The sequence below is a fragment of the Micromonospora sp. NPDC049049 genome, from assembly GCF_040649115.1.
GTDB lineage: Bacteria > Actinomycetota > Actinomycetes > Mycobacteriales > Micromonosporaceae > Micromonospora.
On record NZ_JBEZEX010000005.1, the window covers coordinates 244,409 to 268,757 of the forward strand.

Annotated in this window: 21 protein-coding genes; 11 read left to right on the forward strand and 10 right to left on the reverse strand. The window is 71.0% G+C overall.

All coding sequences use genetic code 11. The features are described 5' to 3' along the window. Positions 1-25 precede the first annotated feature (25 nt). The 3 genes from AB0B68_RS08335 to AB0B68_RS08345 all read right to left on the reverse strand — a co-directional run bounded on the left by AB0B68_RS08335 (position 26) and on the right by AB0B68_RS08345 (position 2,570). Positions 26-748: an ABC transporter ATP-binding protein gene (locus AB0B68_RS08335; RefSeq protein WP_357258587.1), complete on the reverse strand. Its 723-nt coding sequence runs from the start codon at positions 746-748 to the stop codon at positions 26-28. After that, positions 745-1,533, reverse strand: coding sequence for an ATP-binding cassette domain-containing protein (locus tag AB0B68_RS08340; RefSeq protein ID WP_355006583.1), 789 nt, complete (start codon positions 1,531-1,533; stop codon positions 745-747). Before AB0B68_RS08340 ends, AB0B68_RS08335 begins: the two co-directional genes overlap by 4 nt. Positions 1,534-1,670: 137 nt before the next feature. Beyond that, positions 1,671-2,570 (reverse strand): alpha/beta hydrolase, encoded by a 900-nt coding sequence (locus AB0B68_RS08345; RefSeq protein WP_357195861.1) that lies wholly within the window; start codon positions 2,568-2,570, stop codon positions 1,671-1,673. Positions 2,571-2,754: 184 nt separating this feature from the next. On the opposite strand from AB0B68_RS08345, the gene AB0B68_RS08350 reads away from it, so the two are divergent. After that, positions 2,755-5,016 carry a catalase gene (locus tag AB0B68_RS08350; RefSeq protein ID WP_357258590.1) on the forward strand — a complete coding sequence of 754 codons (2,262 nt, stop codon included), beginning with the start codon at positions 2,755-2,757 and terminating at the stop codon, positions 5,014-5,016. 109 nt (positions 5,017-5,125) lie between these two features. On the opposite strand, the gene AB0B68_RS08355 is transcribed toward AB0B68_RS08350, so the two are convergent. Further along, on the reverse strand, positions 5,126-5,998 hold the full coding sequence (locus tag AB0B68_RS08355) for an LLM class F420-dependent oxidoreductase (RefSeq protein WP_357195867.1): 873 nt from the start codon (positions 5,996-5,998) through the stop codon (positions 5,126-5,128). Between the two features lie 149 nt (positions 5,999-6,147). On the opposite strand from AB0B68_RS08355, the gene AB0B68_RS08360 reads away from it, so the two are divergent. Genes AB0B68_RS08360 through AB0B68_RS08370 form a run of 3 tightly spaced genes read left to right on the forward strand, consistent with a single transcriptional unit; the run spans position 6,148 to position 9,463 of the window. Further along, complete coding sequence (locus AB0B68_RS08360; protein ID WP_357258593.1) at positions 6,148-7,302, forward strand: acyltransferase; 1,155 nt, start codon at positions 6,148-6,150, stop codon at positions 7,300-7,302. Then, complete coding sequence (gene alr, locus AB0B68_RS08365) at positions 7,299-8,441, forward strand: alanine racemase (RefSeq protein ID WP_357258596.1); 1,143 nt, start codon at positions 7,299-7,301, stop codon at positions 8,439-8,441. Before AB0B68_RS08360 ends, alr begins: the two co-directional genes overlap by 4 nt. Continuing rightward, positions 8,438-9,463: a D-alanine--D-alanine ligase family protein gene (locus tag AB0B68_RS08370; RefSeq protein ID WP_357195876.1), complete on the forward strand. Its 1,026-nt coding sequence runs from the start codon at positions 8,438-8,440 to the stop codon at positions 9,461-9,463. Before alr ends, AB0B68_RS08370 begins: the two co-directional genes overlap by 4 nt. Positions 9,464-9,475: 12 nt before the next feature. Here the strand turns inward: AB0B68_RS08370 and AB0B68_RS08375 are convergent, their stop codons facing one another. Genes AB0B68_RS08375 through AB0B68_RS08390 form a run of 4 tightly spaced genes read right to left on the reverse strand, consistent with a single transcriptional unit; the run spans position 9,476 to position 13,119 of the window. After that, complete coding sequence (locus AB0B68_RS08375; protein WP_357258599.1) at positions 9,476-9,979, reverse strand: hypothetical protein; 504 nt, start codon at positions 9,977-9,979, stop codon at positions 9,476-9,478. Then, positions 9,976-11,436, reverse strand: coding sequence for an ATP-binding protein (locus tag AB0B68_RS08380; RefSeq protein WP_357195881.1), 1,461 nt, complete (start codon positions 11,434-11,436; stop codon positions 9,976-9,978). The genes AB0B68_RS08375 and AB0B68_RS08380 overlap by 4 nt, the downstream gene beginning before the upstream one ends. Then, a complete protein-coding gene (locus AB0B68_RS08385; RefSeq protein ID WP_357195884.1) occupies positions 11,433-12,125 on the reverse strand; it encodes a response regulator transcription factor in 693 nt (230 codons plus the stop codon). The genes AB0B68_RS08380 and AB0B68_RS08385 overlap by 4 nt, the downstream gene beginning before the upstream one ends. A gap of 16 nt (positions 12,126-12,141) precedes the next feature. Next, the gene (locus tag AB0B68_RS08390; protein ID WP_357258602.1) at positions 12,142-13,119 is read right to left on the reverse strand and encodes a phosphatase PAP2 family protein; all 978 of its coding nucleotides are present in this window, start codon (positions 13,117-13,119) and stop codon (positions 12,142-12,144) included. 270 nt (positions 13,120-13,389) lie between these two features. On the opposite strand from AB0B68_RS08390, the gene AB0B68_RS08395 reads away from it, so the two are divergent. Next, positions 13,390-13,896, forward strand: coding sequence for a winged helix-turn-helix domain-containing protein (locus AB0B68_RS08395; protein WP_357195890.1), 507 nt, complete (start codon positions 13,390-13,392; stop codon positions 13,894-13,896). A 73-nt stretch (positions 13,897-13,969) separates the two neighbouring features. Here the strand turns inward: AB0B68_RS08395 and AB0B68_RS08400 are convergent, their stop codons facing one another. Continuing rightward, positions 13,970-18,394 (reverse strand): S8 family serine peptidase, encoded by a 4,425-nt coding sequence (locus tag AB0B68_RS08400; protein ID WP_357258605.1) that lies wholly within the window; start codon positions 18,392-18,394, stop codon positions 13,970-13,972. Positions 18,395-18,589: 195 nt separating this feature from the next. Here AB0B68_RS08400 and AB0B68_RS08405 point away from each other — a divergent pair, with 195 nt between their 5' ends. After that, positions 18,590-19,162, forward strand: coding sequence for a winged helix-turn-helix domain-containing protein (locus tag AB0B68_RS08405; protein ID WP_357195896.1), 573 nt, complete (start codon positions 18,590-18,592; stop codon positions 19,160-19,162). A gap of 13 nt (positions 19,163-19,175) precedes the next feature. On the opposite strand, the gene AB0B68_RS08410 is transcribed toward AB0B68_RS08405, so the two are convergent. After that, positions 19,176-20,066 carry a diiron oxygenase gene (locus AB0B68_RS08410; RefSeq protein ID WP_357195899.1) on the reverse strand — a complete coding sequence of 297 codons (891 nt, stop codon included), beginning with the start codon at positions 20,064-20,066 and terminating at the stop codon, positions 19,176-19,178. A gap of 48 nt (positions 20,067-20,114) precedes the next feature. Here AB0B68_RS08410 and AB0B68_RS08415 point away from each other — a divergent pair, with 48 nt between their 5' ends. The 5 genes from AB0B68_RS08415 to AB0B68_RS08435 are packed head-to-tail and all read left to right on the forward strand — an operon-like array spanning position 20,115 to position 24,316. Beyond that, positions 20,115-20,843, forward strand: coding sequence for a TetR/AcrR family transcriptional regulator (locus tag AB0B68_RS08415; RefSeq protein WP_357258608.1), 729 nt, complete (start codon positions 20,115-20,117; stop codon positions 20,841-20,843). After that, entirely contained in the window at positions 20,840-21,136 is a 297-nt protein-coding gene (locus AB0B68_RS08420) for a DUF4873 domain-containing protein (protein WP_357195905.1), read from the forward strand. Before AB0B68_RS08415 ends, AB0B68_RS08420 begins: the two co-directional genes overlap by 4 nt. Further along, on the forward strand, positions 21,137-22,630 hold the full coding sequence (locus tag AB0B68_RS08425) for an NAD(P)/FAD-dependent oxidoreductase (RefSeq protein WP_357258611.1): 1,494 nt from the start codon (positions 21,137-21,139) through the stop codon (positions 22,628-22,630). It begins immediately after the preceding gene. Continuing rightward, positions 22,620-23,492 (forward strand): SDR family oxidoreductase, encoded by an 873-nt coding sequence (locus AB0B68_RS08430; protein ID WP_357195911.1) that lies wholly within the window; start codon positions 22,620-22,622, stop codon positions 23,490-23,492. Before AB0B68_RS08425 ends, AB0B68_RS08430 begins: the two co-directional genes overlap by 11 nt. Beyond that, positions 23,489-24,316, forward strand: coding sequence for an alpha/beta fold hydrolase (locus AB0B68_RS08435; protein ID WP_357258614.1), 828 nt, complete (start codon positions 23,489-23,491; stop codon positions 24,314-24,316). The genes AB0B68_RS08430 and AB0B68_RS08435 overlap by 4 nt, the downstream gene beginning before the upstream one ends. The last annotated feature ends 33 nt before the right edge of the window (positions 24,317-24,349 follow it).

Consider the following 24,349-nt stretch of genomic DNA (forward strand, 5'->3'; position numbering starts at 1 on the left):
CTCCCTCCGGGGGACGAGATGGTGGTCAGAAACCGAGGTAGGCGTGGCGCAGGTCGACGTCGTCGCGTAGCCGTGCCGCCGGGGCGGCGATCACCACCCGACCGAGGGACATCACGACGCCCTGGTCGGCGACGGCGAGCGCGCTGCGCACGTTCTGCTCGACCAGCAGGACGGTCAGGCCGGTGCGGTCGCGCAGTTGGCGGAGCAGGGCCATGGTCCGGGCGACGACCCGGGGCGCCAGGCCGAGCGACGGCTCGTCCAGCAGCAGCAGGCGGGGTCGGCCGACCAGGGCCCGACCGAGCGCCAGCATCTGCCGCTCGCCGCCGGAGAGCTGGTGACCGAGGTGCCGGCGGCGTCGGGCCAGCGGCTCGAAGAGCTGGTAGACCTCGTCGAGGGCCCGCCCGGCGTCGGCCCGGTCGCGCCGCCACAGCCCGCCCAGCCGCAGGTTCTCGTCGACGGTCAGCTCGCTGATCACGCCCCGACCCTCCGGGACGTGCGCCATGCCGCGTCGGACGAGCTGCTCCACCGGCGTACCGCGAAGGTCCTCGCCGGCCAGCAGGACCTGGCCGGCGGCCGGACGGATCATGCCGGAGAGCGCCCGCAGGAGAGTGGTCTTGCCGGCGCCGTTGGCACCGACGACAGCGGCGATGGTGCCGGCCGGGACGGTGAGGTCGATGGCCCGCAACACGGGCGCGGCGCCGTAACCGGCGACCAGCCCTCGCACGACGAGCAGTTCGGTGCCGCTCATGGGGAGACCTCTTCCTCGACGGTGGCACCGAGGTACGCGTCGGTGACCGCGGGGTCGTCGCGGATCTCGTCCGGGGTGCCGGCGGCGATGACCCGGCCGAAGTCGAGCACCACGAGCTCGTCGCAGACGGCCATCACCAGGTCCATGTGGTGCTCGACCAGGAGCACGGCGCAGGGATCGGTGTCCCGCCGGGGCAGTTGGCGGACCAGCTCCCCCAGCTCGGCGATGTCGTCCGCCCCGAGGCCACCGGCCGGCTCGTCGAGCAGGAGCAGCCGGGGGCGGGCGGCGAGCGCGCGGGCCAGGGCGACCCGCTGGCGTACGGCGAAGGGCAGGGTGGTCGGCGCGGCCCCGGCGTGCTCGGCGATGCCCAGCTCGTCGAGGATGGCCAGGGCGTCCGCGCGCAGCCGGCGTTCGTCGCGGTCGCTGGCCGGCAGCCCGAGCAGTGCCGGGACGAAGCCGGCACGGGCGGTGTGCGAAGCGCCGGTCATCACGTTCTCCAGCACGCTCAGCCCGGCGAAGAGCCCGGTGCCCTGGAGGGTCCGGGCGATGCCGAGCCGGGTCAGCCGGTGCGGCCGTGGCCGCAGCGGCCGGCCGTCGAGGGTGAGTGAGCCCGTCTCCGGCGCGACGAAGCCGCAGATCACGTTGAACAGCGTCGTCTTGCCGGCGCCGTTGGGCCCGATGACGCCCACCACCCGGTTGGGTGGCACCCGCAGGGACACGTCGTCGAGGGCGGTGAGGCCGCCGAAACGGACGCCGATGTGGTGCAGTTCGAGGCCGCGCTCCATCACCCATCCCTCTGTCGTGGCGGGTGTTTATTTACACTCGCAGTGTACGTTTCTCGGGTTAGCCGTCAAGACCTTCAATGCCCCCTTCACGCACGTGGACGGGGCGGCCGCCATCGGCGACCGCCCCGTGACCGCCGTCAGGCGCTGGGACAGGTGTTGCGGTACTCCTGGATCTGCGAGCCGCTCGGTCCGGGGCAGAGGAACTGCTCGTAGCGGGTGTCGTCGTCGACGAACCTCTTCAACCAGGCCACCATCTGCCGCGCGGTCGGCGTGTTCGTGGTCTGCGGGAAGAAGTGGCTCGCCCCGTTCAGCTCCAGGTACGCCTTCTCGGCGGAGGCCGGGATGCTGTTGTAGAAGGGCACCGAGTGCGACGAGACCGGCGCGACGCTGTCGCTCTCGCCACCGACGATCAGCGTGGGCACCCGCAGCTCGGACCAGCTCTTGTCCAGGTTCCACGGTGCCAGCGGCACCGCGGCCTGCAACGACGGCCGCGACGAGGCCGCCTCCAGGCTGCCCCCGCCACCCATGGAGTGGCCGGCCACAGCGAGTCGACTGCTGTCGATCCGGGTGCGCACCGAGCTGCGCTCGGTGAGGTAGTCCAGCGCGGCGAGCAACTGCCGGCCCCGGCTGTCCGGCTGGTCCAGCCGAGTGTTGGTCTCGATGCCGATCACCACGAAACCGTGCGAGGCGATACGCGGTCCGAGCCAGCTGATGCTGGACCAGGCCGCTGTGTAGCCGGGCGAGATGGCGATGGCGCCGAAGGTGCCCTCGCTGGTGCTGGTCGGGTAGTAGATGACGCCGCCGCCGAAGCCGGTGACGCTCAGCGAGGACACGCTCTGCGACGCCGTGGCGAACGGTCCGCGACTGGCCTCCAGGATCGAGGTGGTCGGGGCGGGGCCGCGCTCGTACGGGCCGGCGGCCTGGGCGGCGCTGGACGACCCGGCCAGGGCACCGCCGGCGGCCAGGACGGCGGCCAACGCGAGCCGGGTGGCACGGGCTGTGACGGAACGGGGACGGGTGGTGGTTGGTGAGGACACGTCGGGCACTCCCTAGAGTCGAGGGATATCGACGTGTGTCAGTTTTGGCTGCTCCGCCGATCCCGGCATCGGCGAAATCACCAGTCCCGACGTGAAATGCCGAGATCAGTCGTGTTTCGACCCTCTGACCAGGGGTAGCAGGGCAGGCGCCGGCCCGCCCACGTGCCATGGAGAGGTTCATTCAGTGGATTCCAGCAAGCCCGCCGAGGCGGTCAAGAACGCCGTGAAGACCGCCTCAGGAAAGATCGCCGACGCCCTCAGCCCAGCTGTCCCCGGTGCGCCGGGGAGCGCGCCACCGACCGTCGAGGAGCCGACGACGCCGCACGACCCGCTGCCGCCGAAGCCAGAACAGGGGGCACCGCAGACGCGTACGCCGACCGGCGCCGAGACCGGCGCGCCGACGACCGCGAACGGTCAGCAGGGGGCCTACCTCACGACCGCGAACGGGGCGCGGCTGCGCGACACCGACCACTCGCTCAAGGCCGGCCCGCGCGGCCCGGTGCTCCTCCAGGACCACCACCTACGCGAGAAGATCACGCACTTCGACCACGAGCGCATTCCGGAGCGTGTGGTGCACGCCCGCGGCGCCGGCGCGCACGGGGTGTTCACCGCGTACGGCACCGCCGAGGCGGTCACCCGTGCCGGCTTCCTCAAGAAGGGCCGGGAGACCGACGTCTTCGTCAGGTTCTCCACTGTGCTCGGTTCGCGGGGTTCGGCCGACACGGTCCGCGACACCCGTGGCTTCGCTACGAAGTTCTACACCGACGAGGGCACCTTCGACCTGGTCGGCAACAACATGCCGGTCTTCTTCATCCAGGACGCGATCAAGTTCCCGGACATCATCCACGCCGGCAAGCCGCACCCCGACCGGGAGATTCCGCAGGCGCAGAGCGCCCACGACACCTTCTGGGACTTCGTGTCGCTGCACACCGAGGCGCAGCACCACACCATCTGGAACATGTCCGACCGGGGCATTCCGCGTTCGTACCGGACGATGGAGGGCTTCGGCGTGCACACCTTCCGCCTCGTCAACGAGGTCGGGGAGACGGTGCTGGCCAAGTTCCACTGGAAGCCGAAGCTGGGCGTGCACTCGCTGACCTGGGAGGAGGCCCAGCTGCTCGGCGGCATCGACCCGGACTTCCACCGACGCGACCTCTACGACGCCATCGAGGCCGGCGCGTATCCCGAGTGGGAGCTGGGCATCCAGGTCTTCCCGGACACTCCCGACGAGACCTTCGCCGACATCGACCTGCTCGACCCGACGAAGATCGTGCCGGAGGAACTGGCCGAGGTGCAGCCCATCGGGCGGCTGGTGCTCAACCGGACGCCGACGAACTTCTTCGCCGAGACCGAACAGGTCGCCTTCCACCTCGGTCACCTGCCCCCGGGCATCGACGTCACCAACGACCCGCTGTTGCAGGGCCGGCTCTTCTCGTACCTCGACACGCAGCTCACCCGGCTGGGCGGGCCGAACTTCACGCAGATCCCGATCAACCGTCCGCACGCCGCCGTGAACGACATGCTGCGCGACGGTTTCCACCAGCACGCCGTGCACGCCGGCGTCGCACCGTACCGGCCGAACTCGCTCGACGGCGGCAACCCGTTCCCCGCCGGGGACGCCGAGCAGGCCTTCGTCGACGTGCCGGTCGCCGTCGCGCAGGCACCGAAGGTACGCGCGAACCCGGCCTCGTTCGACGACCACTACAGCCAGGTCCGCCTGTTCTGGCTGAGCATGTCGCCGGTCGAGAAGGAACACATCATCCGGGCGTACACCTTCGAGCTGGGCAAGTGCTACCACCAGGCGATCAAGGAGCGTCAGCTGCAGAGCCTCGCCAACATCGACCCGGTGCTGTGCGAGCAGGTCGCCACCGGCCTGGGCCTGCCCGCACCCCAACCGACCGTGCCGCTCCCCGACGTCACGCCCAGCCCGGCGCTGTCGCAGGTCGGTCGGGAGTGGCCGAGCGACGGCCGCGTGGTCGGGATCGTCGTCGACCCCGACGGCGACCTGGACGGCGTCGACGAGGTCCGCCGGGCCGTGTTCGACGCCGGCATGGTGCCGCTGCTGATCGCCCCGCACGGCGGCATGGTGGGCGACCTGCCGGTGCAGCGCACCTTCGCCACCGGCAGGTCGGTCGAGTTCGACGTGATCCTGCTGGCCGGAGCGCCGACACCCGCACCGGACGCCCTGCCCGCCCGCGACGACAAGGCGGGCACGCCGGACCGGACAACCGTGGACCCCCGCGTGCTGCTGCTCGTCGAGGAGTGCTGGCGGCACTCCAAGGCGATCGGCGCCTGGGGCGCCGGCGTCACCGTGCTGGAGCAGGCCAGCGTCGCCGGCACCCCGGGCGTCGTGGCGGCCGGCTCGGGCGCCGAGGCGCTGACCGCGGTGCAGCAGTTGATGGCCGCGCACCGGGTCTGGGAACGATTCCCCGCAGCGGTCGCCTGACCGAACCACCGACGAGGGCCGTCCTCCGCACCACCGGGAGGACGGCCCTCGTCGATTCCAACCATCGCATGGGATCCGGCTCGTCCCCGCCGTCATCGGCGAGGCGGAATCAGCCGATGTCGGCCAACCGGGGCAGCACCTCGTCGCCGAGCCGCCGGGCGAACTCGACCGGGTCCCGATCCGGCGTCACCTGCACCTCGCTCACCCCGAGCGCCGCGTACTCGGACACCTCGGCGAGGAACGCGTCGGTGTCGTCCAGCGGCGCCTGGGCGGCGACCACAGTCTTCTCGATGGTGTCGTAGTCGCGGCCCTCGGCGGCGCAGTGCCCGCGCAACACATCCAGCTTGCGGGCGATGTCGTCGATGCCACCGCGGCCGAACAGGTTGCAGGCGTCGGCGTACCGGGCCACCAGCAGCAGTGTCTTCTTCTCGCCGCCACCACCGATCATGATGGGCGGACGCGGACGGCTCAACGGCTGCGGCGAGTTGATGGTCTCGGCGAGCTGGTAGTGCTTCCCGTTGAACGGGCCGTCGTCGGCACTCCACATCTGAAGGCAGACGCGCAGCGTCTCCTCCAACCGCTCGAACCGCTCGGCCACCGGGACGACCGGCACACCCAGCCCGAGCTGCTCCCGCTCGTACCAGGAGGCGCCGATGCCGAGGCGGGCCCGGCCGCCGGAGAGCACGTCGAGGGTCGTCACGGTCTTGGCGAGCAACCCCGGGTAGCGGTACATCACGCCGGTGACCAGTACGCCCAGTGTCATCCGCTGGGTCATGGCCGCGACGTAGCCGAGGGTGGTGTACGCCTCCAGCATCGGCTCCTCGGCCGCGAACACCGCGTCCATCTGGAAGAAGTGGTCCATCACCGTGAACGACGCGACCCCGGCCTGCTCCGCGACTGTCGCCGCCTGCGCCAGGGTCGGCGCGATCGCCGCCGGGTCGGCCGGGATCGAGTAGTTCCAGTAGTGCAGTCCGAGCTTCATGTTCGGCACCTCCGCAACGAGCCTAGTGCCGTCCGACGTGCGCCGGGGGCGGCTCGGAACCGCCTACGGATCGGGTCCTGCGCCGTCCATTACCTGATCATGACAATTCGTGGATCACGTGCGGATATCCGGCTGGCAGCTTTCGGTGCGTGATCCCACAGCCCACCAGGTCCCGGCCCGCCGAACTGGAGCCCGACGCGACGCGCGTCCGGTCTCGCCACCGCCAACGGACCGGACCCGCCAGTGCCTCCGCGCCCGCCGCCGCCGGATCACACCGGGCGCAGTGGGCGGACGCCGCGAAGGGCGTCTGCATCGTCCTCGTCGTCCTGTGGCACGTCGTCGTGAAGGACTACCTCCAGATCGACTGGCACGTCGGCGTACCGGTGCCGGGCTTCTGGGGAACGCTGGGTGAGCAGTTCCTGCCACTGCGGATGCCGCTGTTCTTCACCATCTCGGGCGTCTTCGCGGCGAACGCCGCCCAGCGGCCGTGGCGGGTCGTCGCCCGCAGCCGGATCGCCGGCTTCCTCTACCTGTACGCCGTCTGGCTGCTGATCCACACCGTGGTCCTCGCCGCCGCGCCGGAACTGCCGACCGACCGGGCCACCTCGGCGCTCGGCCTGTTGGAGCAGCTCACCGTCACGCCGTCCAACCTCTGGTACCTGTACGCCCTGGCGCTGTACTTCACGATCTCCAAGGTGACCCGCCGGGTGCCCCGGGCGCTGGTCCTGGCCCCCGCCGCCGCGTTGTCCGCCGTCGCCGCCGCCGGTGTGCTCGACACCCCGGGCAACCGCGCCGGCCTCTACCAGAACCTGGTCTTCTTCCTCGCCGGTCTGTACCTGCGGCCGCAGATCCAGCGGTGGGCCGCCACCGCCAGCCGCCGCCGGCTGTTGCTGACCTCGGGTGGCTACGTCCTGGCGCTCGCCGCGATGGCGGTGACCGGCGCCCAGCAGTGGTTCGGAGTATGGCCGGCGGTCTCGGTGGTGGCAGTGATCTTCGGCATAACCGCCGCTGCCCGGCTGTCGCGGTGGTCGGCGCTCAGCGAACCGCTGGCTAGGCTCGGCCGCATCACCCTGCCGATCTACGTCATTCACATGCCGGTCCTGGCCCTGCTGCACCGGTTGTTGCTCGTACCGGTTTCCGGGCTGGGTGGGTCCGCTCAGGGCCTGATCGTGCTCGGCTATCCGATTCTGCTGAGCGGGTTGGTGATCGGTCTGAGCCTGGCCGTTCACCGCGGGCTGCTGGCGATTCGCGCGGGCTGGCTGTTCGCGCTGCCCGGCAGGCGCACGGTGGAGGCGGCCGGATGAGCGCCCTCGCCGAAGCCCTGGTCGACCTGGACGCGATCGCCAGCAACGTGCGGACGATCGCGTCGGTCGCCGGCACCGGACTGATGGCGGTGGTGAAGGCCGACGGGTTCGGCCACGGGGCGGTGCAGGTGGCCCGGGCCGCGCTGCGCGCCGGCGCCTCCTGGCTGGGAGTGACCTCGACGGCCGAGGCGCTGACCCTGCGCGAGGCGGGGGTGACAGCGCCCACGTTGAGCTGGCTGCACGGTCCGGATGACGACTTCGGTATCTTGATCAAGAACGGCGTCGACGTCGGCGTGTCCACGACGACGCACCTGCACGCCGTCGCCGACGCGGCCCGCCTGCTCGGCGCACCGGCGATGGTGCAGCTCAAGGCGGACACCGGGTTGTCCCGCAACGGGGCCGCCGGGGACGACTGGCCCGAGTTGGTCGGTTGGGCCCGCAAGTACGAACGAGAGGGCGGGATCCGGGTGCGCGGGGTGTGGTCCCATCTCGCCGACGCCGATCTGCCGGGTGCCCCGGCGCTCACCCGTCAGGTGGCGATCTTCGAGGAGGCGCTGCGGACCGCACGGTCGGCCGGCCTGGACCCCGATCTCGTCCACCTGGCCAACTCGGCGGCCGCGCTCTCCGCACCGCGGACCCGATTCGACCTCTGCCGGATCGGGATCGCCCTCTACGGCGTGGATCCGTTCGGCGTGAGCGGTCCGGGTGCGTTCGGGCTGCACCCCGCGATGACTCTGCGGACGAGCGTGGTCAACGTCAAGCGGGTGCCGGCCGGCACGGGCGTGTCCTACGGGCCCGACCACGTGACCGGCACACCGACCACGCTGGCGCTGCTGCCGCTCGGCTACGCCGACGGGCTGCCCCGGGCCGCGGGTGGCAGCGCCTCGGTGTGGCTCGCCGGCCGGCGATGCCCGATCGTCGGGCGCATCGCCATGGACCAGTGCGTTGTCGACGCCGGGGATCTTCCCGTGACGATCGGCGACCCGGTCGTGGTGTTCGGCCCGGCCGAGGGCGACCAGCACCCTCCGACGGTCGTCGAGTGGGCCCGCTGGGCCGACACCAACCCACATGAGATCTTGACCGGCATCGGGGCCCGGGTGGCCCGCGAGCACCTCCATGGAAGGGCACGGAACTCATGACAACCCGACTGGCAGTGCTGTACGGCGGGCAGAGCGGCGAGCACGACGTGTCCTGCCGTTCGGCGGCGAGCATCCTCGCCCACCTGGACCGTGAGCGGTACCAGGTCACCGAGGTGCTCATCGACCGCGACGGCGGGTGGCACGTCGGCGGTCGACCGACGCCCCTGCCCGCTGCGTTGCGTGTCCTGCGCGCCCAGGACGTGGTGTTTCCGGCCCTGCACGGCCCGTACGGCGAGGACGGCACCGTGTCGTCGCTGCTGGAGTGGCTCGGCGTGCCGTACGTCGGCAACGGTGTCTTCGCCAGCGCCGCCGGCATGGACAAGGGGGTCACCAAGCGGCTCCTCGCGGCGGAGGGTCTGCGGGTCAGCCCGGGGGTGACCCTGCGTCCCGGTGAGGCCCTGTCGGCCGAGGACCAGCGTCGGCTCGAGCTGCCGGTCTTTGTCAAGCCGGCCCGTGCCGGGTCCAGCCTGGGCGTCGCCAGGGTGGACGACTGGGCGGGAGTTCCCGCCGCGCTGGAGCAGGCCCGCCAGGTCGACCCGAAGGTGCTCGTCGAGCAGGGGGCGCGGGGACGCGAGATCGACGTGGCCGTCCTCCAGCACCCGGACGGCCGGGTGCAGGCCGGTCCGCCGCTGGAGATCCGGGTGACCGGCGCCGGCTTCTTCGACTACGACGCGAAGTACGACGGCGGGGCGACCTTCCAGATTCCCGCCCCGCTCGACGCGGCGACCACCGAGGTGCTTCAGAACCGGGCGATTCGCGCCTTCCAGGCCCTCGACTGCCGTGGGCTGCTGCGGGTCGACTTCTTCCTGCCCACCGAGGGGTCACCCGAGCCCATCGTTAACGAGGTCAACACGTTCCCCGGTTTCACCGCCGCGTCCCAGTTCCCGCAGATCTGGCAGCAGGCCGGCATCGGCTTCGCCGCCCTGATCGACATCCTGATCGCCGGCGCGCTGGCCGACCAGGACCACGGCCACCACAGCGGGTTGCCCCGGCCGCAACGCGCGGTCGACCACCTGGTGTGAGTCGGCGCCCGGTCACCTGATCGGGCACGCCCGAGGCCCTCGGTCGCCGTCCGAGCCGACGATGGTGACGGTGGTGTTGGTGGTCGCCGCGCTGACCTGCGCCGCGGCGGCGACCGTCGTGCAGATGATCTGGTCGACCGCCTGCTCTGACAACGCCCGCGCGGCGATGTCCGCCCGCACCGTGAGGTCACCGGTCCGACCGGTTCCCGCCGTCACCGTGACCGGGTCCAGGCCCGCCGGAACGTCGCTGGTGAAACCCTGGGCACGTTCGTTCGCCTGGGGACCGGCCGCGAGCAGCGAGAGCGCGGCGGCGGGCGACGGGGCCGTGTTGACCGGGCGGAGGACCAGCACCAGTTCGCCCCGCGCGAGCAGGTAGAGCCATGCACCCTGGGCGGAGCCGCTGACCGGCGGGCGACCGGTGATGACAGTGCTGGGTCGTACCCCGCAGCCCGCCGCGACCAGCGTCAGAAGCAGTCCGCCGGCGAGCAGCGCGCGGCCCGTCTGTCGGCCGGTCACCAGGCACCTCCGGTGTCGGCCGTTTCGCGAGGCAGGCGGAGGGTGAACACCGCGCCGCCGTGGGTGCCGTTGCCCGCGACGAGACTCCCCCGTCGCTCCCCGTGGCAGTGCAGGCGCGCGTTCTCCCAGGAGATGGCGAGACCGAGGCCGCTGCCCTCGGAGCGGGTTCGCGCGGTGTCGGCCTTGTAGAGGCGGTCGAAGACGTGTGGCAGCACCTCCGGGTCCAGTCCGGGCCCCCGGTCGGCCACCTCGATGGTGACCCAGTCCGGGTCGGCGCCGAGTCGCACCGACACCGGCTCGGCACCGTGCCGGAAGGCGTTGCCGACCAGGTTGGCGACGATGACGTCCAGTCGGCGGGGGTCCAGTCGGGCCACGATGCCGGGTGGCAACTCCGTTCGTACCCGGTCCAGCCAGCCGCGGATCCGCAGGGTCGCGGTGACCGCCGCGGCCACGTCCACGTCGTCCAGGGCGAGCCGCGCGGTGCCGGAGTCGAACCTGCTGATCTCGATGAGGTCGTTGACCAGTTGGGTCAGGTTCTGCGTCTCCTGGCTAACCAGCCGGGCGGCCCGGCCCGCGTCCCCGGGAAGGTGTTCCGCCTCCTCGTCGAGCACGTCGGTGACCGCCGTCATCGCGGCCAACGGCGTCCGGAGTTCGTGCGAGACGTCGGCCACGAAGCGGCGGGCGTCGGATTCCAACCGCCGCAGCTCGCCGACCTGCCGCTCCAGCGTGCCGGCGGTGTCGTTGAAGGTCCGTGCCACATCCGCCAGTTCGTCGGCGCCCCGGACCGTCAACCGGGTGCTCAGGTCGCCCTCACCGAGGCGGCGCGCCGCCCGGCTGAGGTCGCGGACGGGTCGCAGGACTCCACGGGCGGACAGCAGGGCCAGCAGGACGGCGAGGACCAGGGACAACCCGCCGGTCAGCCATGCCCTGTTGGCGAGCCGGTCGATGCTCTGCTGCTCGGGCACGAGATTGCGCACCGAGTAGACCTCCAGCCCGGACGGGCGGGACGTGCCGTCCGAGCGGTCGAGTGCCAACTGGGTACCGATGAGCAGTGCGGGTTCTCCGTCGAGTGAGACCCGCTGCCAGGCGATGCGACCATCACGGACCTTCTGCCGCAGCTCGGGGGTGAGCGGGTCGGCGAGGTCGGGGCCGCCCTGCGCCCGCATGTCCCGATAGACGACCACCGCGAAGCTCTCCCGGTCGCTGAGGCGCTGGGCCAACTGTTCGAGGTCGTCCTGGGTCGGCGGCAGCTGGACGATCGGGTAGACCTTGGTGAGCTGGTCGGTCAGCGACATCACGGCGGCGTCCTGCGCCTGCTGCAGGACGACGGTCCGAGCCTGGAAATAGCTGCCACCGGCCACCGCCACCGTCGTGGTCACGCCCAGCAGCGCGAACGCCAGGAGGAGCCGGACCCGTAGACCCGAGACCCATGCGCCGGCCCGGCGCCACAGCGTCACAGCGGCCCGAACCGGTATCCGAAACCACGCACCGTCTGGATGAAGACCGGCGCCGACGAGTCGGCCTCGATCTTGGCGCGTACCCGCTGGACGCACGCGTCGACGAGTCGCGAGTCGCCGAGATACCCGTGCTCCCAGACGGCCTCCAGCAGCTGCTGGCGGCTGAGCACCTGGCCCGGCGTATGCGAGAGTTCGAGCAGCAGCCGCAGCTCCGTCGGCGCGAGGCTGACCGGCGTTCCGTCCTTGCTGACCACCAGCGCGGCCCGGTCGATGGTCAACTCACCGTGCTGTTCCGGGCCGGTCCGGTCGCCGCCACGCCGCGAGTCGCCACCGGTCCGTCGCAGCACCGCGCGGATGCGCGCCTCCAGCACCCGGGCCTGCACGGGCTTGACCACGTAGTCGTCGGCGCCGGCCTCCAGGCCCGCGACCACGTCCATGTCGTCGTTGCGGGCGGTGAGCATGATGATCGGCAGGTCGCCGAGCTGCCGGATCCGGCGGCAGACCTCGAACCCGTCCATCCCGGGCAGCATGAGATCGAGGACCACGACATCGGACGGGGTCGTGCGCAGCCGCTCCAACCCCTGCTCACCGGTGCCCACCGCGTGCACGGTGTGGCCCTGTCGGGTGAGCGCCAACTGCAGTCCGTCGCGCACCGTCTGGTGGTCTTCGATCAACAGCACCTGGGACATGTCGGCAAGTATCCCATCATGAGATCTTTCGGGTTTCGGTCGTCGACGGTGGCTGCGGAGGGCTCCGCGGGGAGAGCGGCACCGCGAAACCCGTCGACCGCACCAGGAACACCACCGCCCCCACCAGCGCCATCGTCGAGGCGGCCGCGGCCACGATGGCGATCAACAAGCCTCGCTGCACCGAGGCGGCCAGACCGGGCACGACCACCAGGAGCGCCCAGACCAGCACGACCAGCCCGACCGCCGCCTCGGCCAGCCTGCGCCAGAGGCTGCCGCCGTCCGAACCGCCTGTCGTGTCGCGGTCGCCGGACCAGGTAGCCAACGCTGCCGAGGCCAGGCAGAACAGGGTCACCCCCAGCAGTACGCCACCGAGCACGTCGCTGAACCGGTGCCAGCCCGCGATCATCGTGGCGGCGGCGATCACCGAGACCCCGGCCGCGCCCGGCGCCGCCAGCCAGCGCCGGGCCCACCCGGGCAGAACCAGCATGAACGCCAGCAGCAGGGCGGTCGCCGCCGCGACATGGCCGCTGGGGAAGCTGTTGTGGGTGGTGGAGCTCAGGACCTCCAGATCCGGGCGGGGCAGCTCCGATTTCACCGCGCCGGCCAGCAGCACCGCGCAGACGACGATGCCCACACCGACGACACCCGCCACCAGCCGCCGGCGAAGCACACCCACCAGCAGCACCACACCGAGCACTGCCGCGATGAGGGTCGGACTGCCGAAGGTGGCCAGCACGGTCTTGGCCGGGCCCACCAGCACGGTCTGCTGCTCGTAGCCTCCGCCCCGCTCGGCGCGTGGCAGGAGAACCCCGTCCAGCCACTGCCCGGGGTACGTCCGCACGAAGACGGCGGCGGTGAGGGTCAGGGCAACCAGACCGGACAGCGCCGCCGCGAGCAGCCGAGCCCCCAGGGGCACCGCGGCGCGGGCGTGGGGCAGCGGTCGCGCCGGACCGGGCGTCGACCGCCCGACGGAGTACAACGATCCGATGGACATGGCGACCATGCTCGCTTCGGCAGGTCCGTACCCCGTCCTCGGATTGTCTTGGTTCTGTCACAACCACCCCCACCGCTTCCGGAGAAGCGGATCGTCGGCGGTGTGGCCGGGCGGGCCCGGACGGCTCGATGGGATTCACATGCTTACATGCAACTATGTTTTACCCAGCCGAGATCAGCCACCACTAGGGTCAGGACGCCGATCGATGTTTCGGTCGGCAGTGCGAAAAATCCATCCGGAGTGAGTTGGGGAACCGGAAGGTGTTGGCAAATGCAGGGAACTCCAGTGGCCAGCCTGGTCATCGGCATCGCATCCTCGCCGGCCGAGCGGCGACATCTGGCCCGGCTGCTCGGCGGCAGTGACGCCTTCCTTATCGTCTCGACAGTCGACCAGGCACGAGACTTCCTCGGGGTGATCGAGGCGCCTGCCGCCCCAGCTCCCCCGACCACCGCGGCGCTCGCCGAGGTGACACCGAGCCCACAGCCACCGCCACCGGATCTGGCCGTCGACTCCGACCGCCGGGTGCTGCGCTGGCGCGACCAGGAAATCGACCTGACCCGGCTGGAGCACGACGTCCTGCTCTGCCTGGTGCACGCGCCCGGTCAGGTCTGGACCTACGAGCGCCTGCACCTCGAGGTCTGGGGCAACCGGCACCTCGGCCGGGGCTCCGACATCCACTCGGTGGTCCGCCGGGTGCGCGGCAAGCTCGCCAGTCTCAACGCCACGGCGACGATCCACTCGGTACGCGGCGTCGGCTTCCGGCTCGCGCCCGTCTGATCACCCCGGGCGCGGTCCGGCCCGCCTGGTCGGGGACCAGGCGGGCCGGACTTCTTCGGCTAGTGCTCAGGCGTCAGCACCTGATGGGCGCCAACCCGAAGTTCTCCACCGTCGGGGTGGCGGTGTCGATCCTGGTCTGACGGGTCTGCGGCTTCCAGCCGTCCTTGGCCACGATCATCGTGAGCGGGTTGTTGCGGCGGTCCACCCAGTAGGCGTACTTGCCCTCGGCGTCGGTGGCGAAGGTGTACGACGCCGCCCACGAGTCGACCTGCACGACCGCGCCGGTGAGCGGCGAGGTCGCACCCTGGCAGCTGGTGCCGGTGACCGTACCCATGAGCTTGCCCCAGGTCTTCGGGGGGTTCGCGGTCATGGTCACCGCGACCGGTGCCACCGAGTACGGGGTGTTCTCGGAGATCGCGACCGCGCCGGAGTAGGTGCCCGGCTGGTCCACGTTCGCCGTCAGACCGACGGTGACGGTGACCTTCGCACCCGGTGCGAGAGTGACCGCCGACTTGTCGATGGTCATCCAGCTGACGTCGGCCGCCGACTCGGAGCATCCCTCGAAGCCCGGGAGCACCTCGCTGTCCGGGGCCGCGTTGAAGCTGCCGGACGAGCCGCCGATCTTGTAGAAGCCGCACGCCGCGCCGCCGCGGTACCGCGCGGTGTTGGCGTTGGGCAGGTTGGACCACGAACCGGCGGCCGGGTCGAAGGCGAAGCCGGCGTTGCTGATGGCCCCGCCCTGCGAGCCGCCGACGACGAGGAGCTTGCCGCTGGCGACGGCGTACGAGCTGGCCCAGTTGTCGGCCGGGGCGTCGGCGACGGCGGTCCAGGTGTTGGCACCCGGGTCGAAGGCGTAGCTGGACTTCTGCGCGGCGGATCCGTCGTTGCCGCCGGTGCAGTAGAGGACGCCGTCGATCCCGCCGCAGGAGGCGAAGGCCACCGACTTCGGGTAGTTGGCCATCGTCTCCCACGTGTCACCGGTCGGGTCGTACCGGACGACGCTGTTCGACATCGGCAGACAGGCCGCCGTTGTGCAGCCACCGACCGCGTACAGCTTGCCGTCGACGACGGCCTGACCGGCTGCGGCCCGCGGTGCCGGGTTGTCGGCCAGTTCCGTCCAGGTGTTGGCCCCCGGGTCGTACGACCAGGTGGCGGAGTCCGGGCCGGAGTCGCCCCAGCCACCGCTGACGATGATCTTGCCGTTCACCACGCCCGCGGTCACCGCGTTACGCGCGCCGGGAAGGTCGGCGATCGCCGTCCAGGTCTGCGCGGCCGGGTCGTAGGCGTAGTTCTTGGTGGTGGAGGCTTCACCGTCGCCACCACCGATCGAATACACCTTGCCGTCCAGGTTCACCACCCGGTTGTCCATGATCGTGGCCGGGTAGTTGGCGATGTCGGTCCACGGCGCCGCCTGCGGGCCGGCCGCCGCGGCAGCCGCCTTGGCCTCCTTGCCGGACGCCTTGGCGGCGAACGACGTCGGTACGGTGAGCCGCTGCTCCGGCGCGCCGCTGGACCCGAGCACCTGCTGCCGGGTGACAGTGGAGCCGTCCGCCCGCAGGAGTTCGAACCCGTTGTCCCGCTCACCGAACTTGACCTCGACGGGCGCGCCGCCGGTGTTCGTCACAGTGAACGACTTGCTGGTCTTGCCGTTGGGCATCTGGAGCGTCGCGCTCAACTGCGTCGGCGTCACCGCCAGTCGACCGGCCGCGAGCTGGAAGTTCGCGGTGGTCGCCCAGTCGGCCTCGACGTCGACCTGCTTGGTCTGGCTGACGTAGTTGCCGGCGGTCGCCGTGAACGGGTGCTCGCCGGTCAGCGACGAGTAGATCCAGTAGAAGCCGTCGGCCAGCCCCGGGTCGTCCGGGGTCGCCACGGTGACGGCCTTCTCGGCGGGCCGGTCCTTGCTGGTGACGGTCGCGCCGTTGACGTAGCTGTCGTCGTTCTTGTCGCGGACGTTGCCGACGACCAGACCGCCGTCGACCGGCACGCAGAGGACCTGGCTGCCGATCAGGACGTTGTCGACCTCCCACCACCACTCGTACGAGGCGTCGTAGTAGTGGAACCGCACCTGCACCTGCGCCTTACCGGCCGCCTGCGGGATCGGGATCTCGGTCAGCTTCGGCCCCCGGACGTCCGTCTCCTGCCGGAGCACGTTGGTCCAGGTGGCACCGCCATCGATGCTGAGGTCCACGTCGGCAGTGTCGTCGTTGAGCTGGTTGAAGTCCTGGTTGAACCGGATGACCGGGGCCGTGACGCTGGTCAGGTCGACCACCGGGCTGACCAGCGAGGTGTCCTGGCTGGTGCCCGCCCCGTACGCGTCGCTGTCGATCATCGCGAAGTTGCCGCTGCCGCCGGTCAGGTTGCCCCGGTCGCCGTCGTCGGTGAACTTCCAGACCTGACCGCTGCCCGCGTTGTCGACGACGGTCCAGCCGGCCGGCGTGGTCGTGGCGTCGAAGGTCTCGTACTCACCGTCGGAGCCGTTCGTGTACCCGGGGGCGGTGGTGCAGGCGTTGCTGTCCACCGGCACGGCGACGTTGGCGGTGACGTTGCCCGAGCCGACCACGACCTGCTTGGTGACGGTCTGGTAGCCCGGGTACTGCGGCTCGTACTTCAGGGTGTACGTCTGCCCGGCCGGCAGCTTGATGCTGTAGCGGCCGTTCGACGGGGTGGTGTGGTCGTAGACGCCGGACACCCCCGTCACGGTCACCTTGGCGTACAACGGCCAGCCGTGGCCGGATCCGTCGGTGACCGCTCCGGTGACGTTGACGCTCGGCACCGCCGTGAGGGCGACGTTGAGCGTCGTGGTCGCGCCCTTGGCGACCGTCGCCGTCTTGGTGGTGCTGCCGTACCCGAACGCCGCGACGGCGACCTGGTAGTCGCCGGCGGGAAGCTGGGTGGAGAACTTGCCGTCGGCACCGGTGGTCAGCTCACGCTCGGAGGGGCCGGTGAGCGTCAGCGTCGCCCCGGCGATCGGGGCGCCGGAGGTCGCGTCGGTGACCGTGCCGGCCAGCGTGCCGATGTCGCCGGTCGGGGCGGCGTTGAGCAGGGCGAGGGCGTCCAGTCGGCCTTCGCCGTAGACGTTGTTGTCGGCGGCGGTGCCGCCACACTGGTCGTCGGCCTTGTCGATCGCGGCGCCGTTGAGCAGCGCGCGGGTCGCGTTGACGTCGCCGACCAGCGACGGCGCCGCCGAGTACAGCAGCGCGATCGCGCCCGCGAGGTGCGGTGCGGCCATCGAGGTGCCGCTGATGGTGCCGTAGGCGCTGCCCGGGATGCTCGACCGGACGTTCACGCCCGGCGCGGAGATGTTGGGCTTGATCTCGCCGTTCTGACCGACGCCGCGGGCGGAGAAGCCGGCGACGTTGTTGTTGACGTCGTACGCGCCGGTCGAGTAGTTGCTGGCGAGGCTGCCCGGCGAGCCACTGGTCTCGCATGCCGGCCCGCTGTTGCCGTTGGACCAGGTGCCGAAGATCCCGGAAGCGGTCCAGGCGTCCGTCACGTCCTCCATGAACGGCTCGTTGGACGGGTCCCGGGTGCCCCACGAGTTGTTGATGATGTTCGGGCGCTTGCTCGCGTCCGCGTTCTGACCGTTGAGGTCCAGCGGTTCGAGCATCCACTGACCAGAATTGATCAGCGCGGCGTCACTGGGGCAGCAACCGTTCGCCGCGATCCACTTGACCCCGGGGGCGACACCGATCTGGTTCGCGCCGTCGGAGCCGGCCATGGTGCCCATGGTGTGCGTACCGTGGCCGTCGCCGTCACAGGGGGCGGTGGCGCAGGCCCCGGTCGCGTTGGCGGCGTTGAACCAGTTGTAGTTGTGGTCGAACGTCCCGTCGCCGTTGTTGCCGCGGTAGGAGTTCACCAGCGCCGGGTGGTTGAACTGCACACCGGTGTCGATGTTCGCGATGGTGATGCCCTCGCCCTTGACGCCGTACTGGGACCAGACGTCGTCGGCGTTGATGTTGGCGATGCCCCACTCCAGGGCGTTCACGGTCTTCTCGTCGGTGCCCTTGGTCGTCTCCGGCACCTTGTACGAGACAGGGGCGTAGAGGCCCTCGACCTCCGAGTACCCGGCGAACTTCTGGGCCATCGCCAGCGAACCGCTGTTCACCTTGATGGCGTTGGTGGCCCAGAAGGTCTGGTACTTGGTGCCCGAGCTGTCGAGGTCGGCCCGGATCTTGCCCTGGCTCGCGGCGGCCGTCTTGCGCAGCGCGTCCGCCACCGCCGTGCCACGCTTCGACCAGTCCTTGATGGCGCTGGCCTTGCTCAGGTCGGCCCGGTCCTTGAACCGGATCCAGAAGTCCCCTTCACTCTTGGCCTGGAGCTGCTTCGCGAGCTCCGGTCGGATCTTGTCCCCGGTCTGGGCGCCCGCCCCCATCGCACCGCCCGGCGCGGCCTGCGCGCCCGAGCTGATCGTCGCCAAGCATGTCGCGGCGAGGATCGTCGCCGCGCCGGCGCTGACCAGTGATCTGGCCGCGCGCCGCCATTGTGGACGTCTGAACATCGGTGCTGCCTCCCTCAGAACGACCCAGGGTGTAATGGGCCATGGTGGACCTCCCCCATGCACCGCGCGGGTCACGCCGGTTGCCCGAGTGGACACTATGATCGAGAAGAACGGACGATCAAGAACTTGCCGTGAGCAACTTGTCGCTAAGAGTTGCCCTGGCTGGCGGCGTGCTTGCCAATCATTGTCAGAACCATGACGAGAGCTGGGCAGGGATGCCCATCGATCCCGGGCGGTGCGGTGGCCGAGGACGACGAGGCAACGGTGAACAGGGGTTATTCGGCTGACGAGCCGTTCCCACTGCTCATCGCGGTGACCCCGTCGCCGGCTGAGCGCATCCGGCTCGCGGAGCTTCTCGACGGCATCGCACCGCTGCTGCTGGTCGCCGACCTCGACGAGCTGCGCCGGCTGATCGCCGCCCCGCAGCAGGCAGCCGCCCCGTCCGAACCGACCCCGGTCGCCGCCCTGGTGATCGACTCGGCCCGTTCCAGCGCCCGCTGCGGTGACCGCGAGATCGACCTCACCCGCCTGGAACACGACCTGCTGACCTGCCTGATCACCGAGCCGGCGCGGGTCTGGAGCTACGCCGAGCTGCACCGGTCGGTCTGGGGTGACGAGGGACGCGAACGCAAGGCGGACGTACAGTCGCTGGTCAAGCGGCTGCGGCGCAAGCTACACGACCTGGGCACCAAAGCCACCATCGATGTGGTGCGCGGTGTGGGGCTGCGGCTGACCGATCACCAGCAGGCGCGGGTCGAACGGGCCTGACCAGGACGTCGGGTCAGATCAGCCCGGCCCGGGCCCACAGCAGACGCCCCGGCCCAGCGACCAGGCCAACGTCCGCCAGGTTGGCGTGCACCCGCGCCGCGGACCAGCGCAGCGTGGCACGCCAGTGCGGGTTGGCGCGGGCAGCGGCCCGACCGACCGCCGGCGGAATGCCCACCGCCGCGTACACGTCGGGATGGACCAGGCGATTGGCGATCGTGTGGGCTGCGCGACCGACCAGCAGTCGGGCGTACGCCATGCCCACCGGACCGGTGGCCGCGACCGCGGCGGCCAGCTCCTCGCGGGCGAACCGGACGTGTCGCGCCTCCTCCACCACATGGATGCGGGACACCATCCGGATGAGCGGCTGGAGTGACTCGTCCGCCATGATCTCGCGCTGAAACGCGTCGAGGATCTCCTCCGCGATGAGGATCGCGGCGTACATCCGAGGGCCGCTGGCGGTCGCCTTCAGAAACCGCCCGAGGTGGTGGTCGACAGTGCTCGCGCGGTAGACCGGACAACCCATCGCCTCGATCAGCCGGCCGAACATGATGGAGTGTCGGCACTCGTCGGCGACCTCGGTCAACGCGTACTGGGCCTGCCGGCTGGTCGGGTCGGCGCGGTAGTACTCCCGGATCAGCATCTGCATGAGGATCGTCTCGAACCACAGCCCGGCGCTGGCCGCGCTGGCCACCTCGTGCCTGGTCAGCTCGACGCGCTGCTCCTCGCTGAGCTGGTCCCACAGCGTCGTGCCGTAGAGGCTGCTGCGCTGTGGCGGAAGCCAGTAGGCGCCGGGGGTGTGCGGGGCGTCCCAGTCGATCTCGACGGTGGGGTCGTAGCTGGTCCGCAGTGAGGACGTGAGCAGGCGCTCGGCGACTGCCGCACGCCCGGTTTCCGCCGCCTCCATGGCTCCTCCATATTGACGTGACGACCAGTAACTGTTACGAGTAGTAGCATGCAACCGCCGCGCACGGGTGTCAATGCGTCCGACCCGCCTGCCACACCCCCCGACGGCAGCCCGAAAGCGAAGGGCAACGGCCGCCGGGACCGCTGGGCAGACCATCGTGAGCAACGACGGCAGCAACTGGTCGGTGCCGCCGTGCAGGCGCTGCTGCGGCACGGGCCGGAGGTCGACATGGAACAGGTGGCCGCCGCCGCGGGCGTCAGCAAACCGGTTCTGTACCGCTACTTCGCCGACAAGTCGCAGCTCTGGGTCGCTGTCAGCGAGGTGGTGGCGGCCCGGGTGGTCGACGCCATCGCGCCCGCCGTCGAACAGGTCCGCGAGGAACGTGACCTGGTCGAAGCGACGATCGACGCCTACCTGGGCGTGATCGAGTCGGAGCCGAGGCTCTACCGGTTCCTCATGCACCAGTCCGGCGACCCCGGCATCCACCAGGTGATCGCCGGCACCAGCCGGCAGGTGGCCGCCGGGCTCGCCCGGGTGATCGGCGACCGGCTACGCACGCTGGGCCTGGACGCCGGTCCCGCCGAGCCCTGGGCGTACGGCCTGGTGGGTTTCGTGCAGGCGGTCGGCGACTGGTGGACCACGCACGGCCAGCCGATCAGCCGGGCCGCACTCACCGACTACCTGACCGCCCTGCTGTGGAGCGGCATCGAGGGGGTACGGGCCAGCGCCGACCTGCCGCACGAGCTGACCCGCGCCCACGAGCGGATCGTGCCGTGAGCTACCACGGCCCGGCGGGTGTCGAGGGCACCACGGTGCGGGTGCACCTCAGCGGGCGGTGGGAGCCGGTGGACGGCCGCTTCCACTGGGGTGGACGGATCGAGCCCGAGCCACGGGTGGCCCATCTGCTGCGCTCCGGCCGGCGCGACGTCGAGGTGCGCATCGCCGACCGCGTCCGGGCGGCCCGACTGGCCGAGGTCGATCCGTGGGGCGGCGTACGAATCACCGGCGTGGGCGATCCGCCCTGGCCGCCGGTGGCCGACCCGACAGCGCCCGAGCTCACGGAGGAGTGAATGGAGACAGACGTTGCCATCATCGGCGCCGGCTTCGGTGGCCTGGGCGCCGCCATCCGCCTACAGCGGGCCGGGTTCACCGATTTTGTCGTCTTCGACCGGGGCGAGGACGTCGGCGGCACCTGGCGTGACAACAGCTACCCGGGCTGCGCCTGCGATGTCCCGTCGCACCTCTACTCGTTCTCCTTCGCCCCCAACCCCGGCTGGTCGAACACCTTCTCCAGCCAGCCGGAGATCTGGGACTACCTGCGCGGCTGCGTCGACCGCTTCGGCATTCGTCCGAGGTTGCGGTTGCGCCACGAGGTACTGGAGGCGAGGTGGGACGACCAACGCCAACGCTGGCTGCTGCGCACCTCGGGCGGCGACCACAGCGCCCGGGTCCTGATCTGTGCCGCCGGCCCACTCAGCGACCCGGCCATCCCCGACCTGCCCGGAATCGAGGAGTTCGCCGGCACCGTGTTCCACTCCGCCCGTTGGCGGCACGACCACGACCTGACCGGCCGGCGCGTCGCGGTGATCGGCACCGGCGCCTCGGCCATCCAGTTCGTGCCACAGATCCAGCCGACGGTCGAGAAGCTGACGCTGTTCCAGCGCACTCCCGCCTGGATCATGCCGAGGTTGTCGCGCCGGATCAGCGGGGTCGAGCAGGCCGCGTTCCGCACCGTGCCCGGTGCGCAGCGGGCCGCCCGGGCAGGGCTTTATCTGCTACGCGAGAGCATGGGCCTGGGCTTCCTGCACCCGACGGTCAACCGCCTCGTCTCGCGCCGGTCCCTGCGTACGCTGCGGCGTCAGGTTCCCGATCCGATCCTGCGGGACAAGCTCACCCCCCGCTACGCGATGGGCTGCAAGCGAGTGTTGATCTCCAACGACTACTGGCCGTCGCTCACCCGGCCGAACGTCGACGTGGTCACCGCCGGCATCGCCCGGATCGTGCCGGACGGTCTCGTCACCGACGATGGCGTCCACCACCGGGCGGACACGATCATCCTCGGGACCGGCTTCCACGTCACCGACTCCCCCGTCGTACGCCGCATCCACGGCCGGGCCGGGCGCAGCCTGGGCGACGCATGGACCCCCAGCATGCACGCGTACCGGGGCACGGCCATCGCCGGCTTCCCCAACCTGTTCTTCCTGCTCGGCCCGAACACCGGGCTCGGGCACACCTCGGTGGTGCTGATGATCGAGGCGCAGCTACGCCTGGTGCTCGCGGCCCTGCGTCACATGCGGGCCAGGGGCATCCAGGCCATCGAGCCCACCGCGCAGGCGCAACGACGCTGGACCGAGCGGGTCGACCAAAAGATGACCGGCACCGTCTGGCAGACCGGCTGTTCGAGCTGGTACCTCGACGCCACCGGCCGCAACACCACCATCTGGCCGGGCTTCGCCACCAGCTTCCGGATGAGGCTGCGCCGGTTCCGCCCGGCCGACTACCACATCGCCTCGACCGGCAGCACCCCCAACGAACCGGAGCGGGAGCACGCCGATGCGGTATGACCTGGCAGGCAAGGTCCTGTTCATCACCGGCGCGGCGCGCGGCATCGGGGCGCGACTGGCCCGCGAGGCCGTCGGCCGCGGGGCCCGCGTCGCCCTCGTCGGTCTGGAGGGCGAGCTGCTCGAACAGCTCAGCGCCGACCTCGACGCGCACTGGTACGAGTGTGACGTCACCGATCAGGCGGCGTTGGACGCCGCAGTTGTCTCCACAGTGGACCGCTTCGGCGGCATCGACGTCGTCGTGGCCAACGCGGGCATCGCGAACCTCGGCACCGTCGCCGTCGGACCGGTCGACGCGCTGGTCCGTACCGTCGAGGTGAACCTCTGCGGCGCGATCCGCACGGTCAGCGCGGCGCTGCCGCACGTCACCGCCGCTCGTGGCCACGTCCTGATCGTCTCGTCGGCCGCCGCCTTCACGGCGATGCCCGGGATGGCCGCCTACTGCGCGTCCAAGGCGGGCGTGGAGCAGTTCGCGAACGTGCTGCGCCTGGAGACCCGCCCGCGCGGCGTCACCGTCGGCACGGCGCATCCGATCTGGATCGACACCGACCTGGTCCGCGACATCCAAGACGACCTGCCGTCGTTCCGCGCCACGCTGCGCCGGCTCCCGTGGCCGTTGAACACCGTCGTACCCGTCGAGCAGTGCGTCGAGGGCCTGCTCCACGGCATCGAGCGTCGCAGGCGCAAGGTGTACGTGCCACGGTCGCTCGCCATGGTGCAGGCGCTGCGGCCGGTGGTGCTGAGCGGCCTCTCGGACGCGTTGATCACCCGCTTCGGCGGCCAGACCATGGTCGGCCAGATGGAAGACGAGGTACGCCAGCTCGGGCGTTCCTTCGGCAGGACGTCGGTGGGAGGGCAGTCATGAGCATTCATTTCCGACGTGCGGGCAGCGGCGAGCCCCTCCTGCTCATCCACGGCATCGGTCACCGCCATCAGGCGTGGGAGCCGGTGTTCGACCGGCTCACCGCCCACCACGAGGTGATCGCGCTCGACCTGCCCGGCTTCGGGAACTCTCCGGTGCCCGACACCGGCATGCCCGCCGACATGGCCGCCACCGTGGCCGGGGTCCTGCCGGCGCTGACCGAGTGGGGGCTGGAGCGTCCGCACGTCGCCGGCTACAGCCTCGGTGGGGCGATAGCCCTGGAGCTTGCCGCCACCGGGGCGGTCGCCTCGGCCACCGCCTTCTCCCCCGCCGGTTTCTTCACCCCGGCGGAGCGCCGCCGGGCGCTGGCCATCCTCCGGATGCTGCGGGCCAACTCGTACCTGCCCACCACGATCATGCGGGTCGCACTGCGCTCGGCGTACCTGCGGGCGCTGTGCTTCGCGCCGCTGATGGCCCGCCCGACGCTGCTGGATGTCGAGCGCGCGCTGGGCGACGCGCTCGCCCTGCGACGCGGGGTCGGCTTCAACGCCGTGGCCCGAGCCGCCCGCGACTATCGCCTCGACTGCCTTCGGCTGTCCGACGCGACGGTGCCGGTGACCATCGGCTGGGGGGACTGCGACCGGATATTCGGCGTCCACCAGGCCGAGCGGGCCCGGGCGGGCCTGCCGGCGGCACGGGTGGTGACGCTGCCCAGGTGCGGGCACGTGCCGATGAGCGACGACCCGGACCTGGTCGCCGCGCTCATCCTGGAGACCACCGGCGCCCTTCCCCGCACCGAGCGACCGGACCCGTCGGTCTCCGTCTAGCGCCGCAGGTCAGGAAGATCAGGGTCGGGCCGA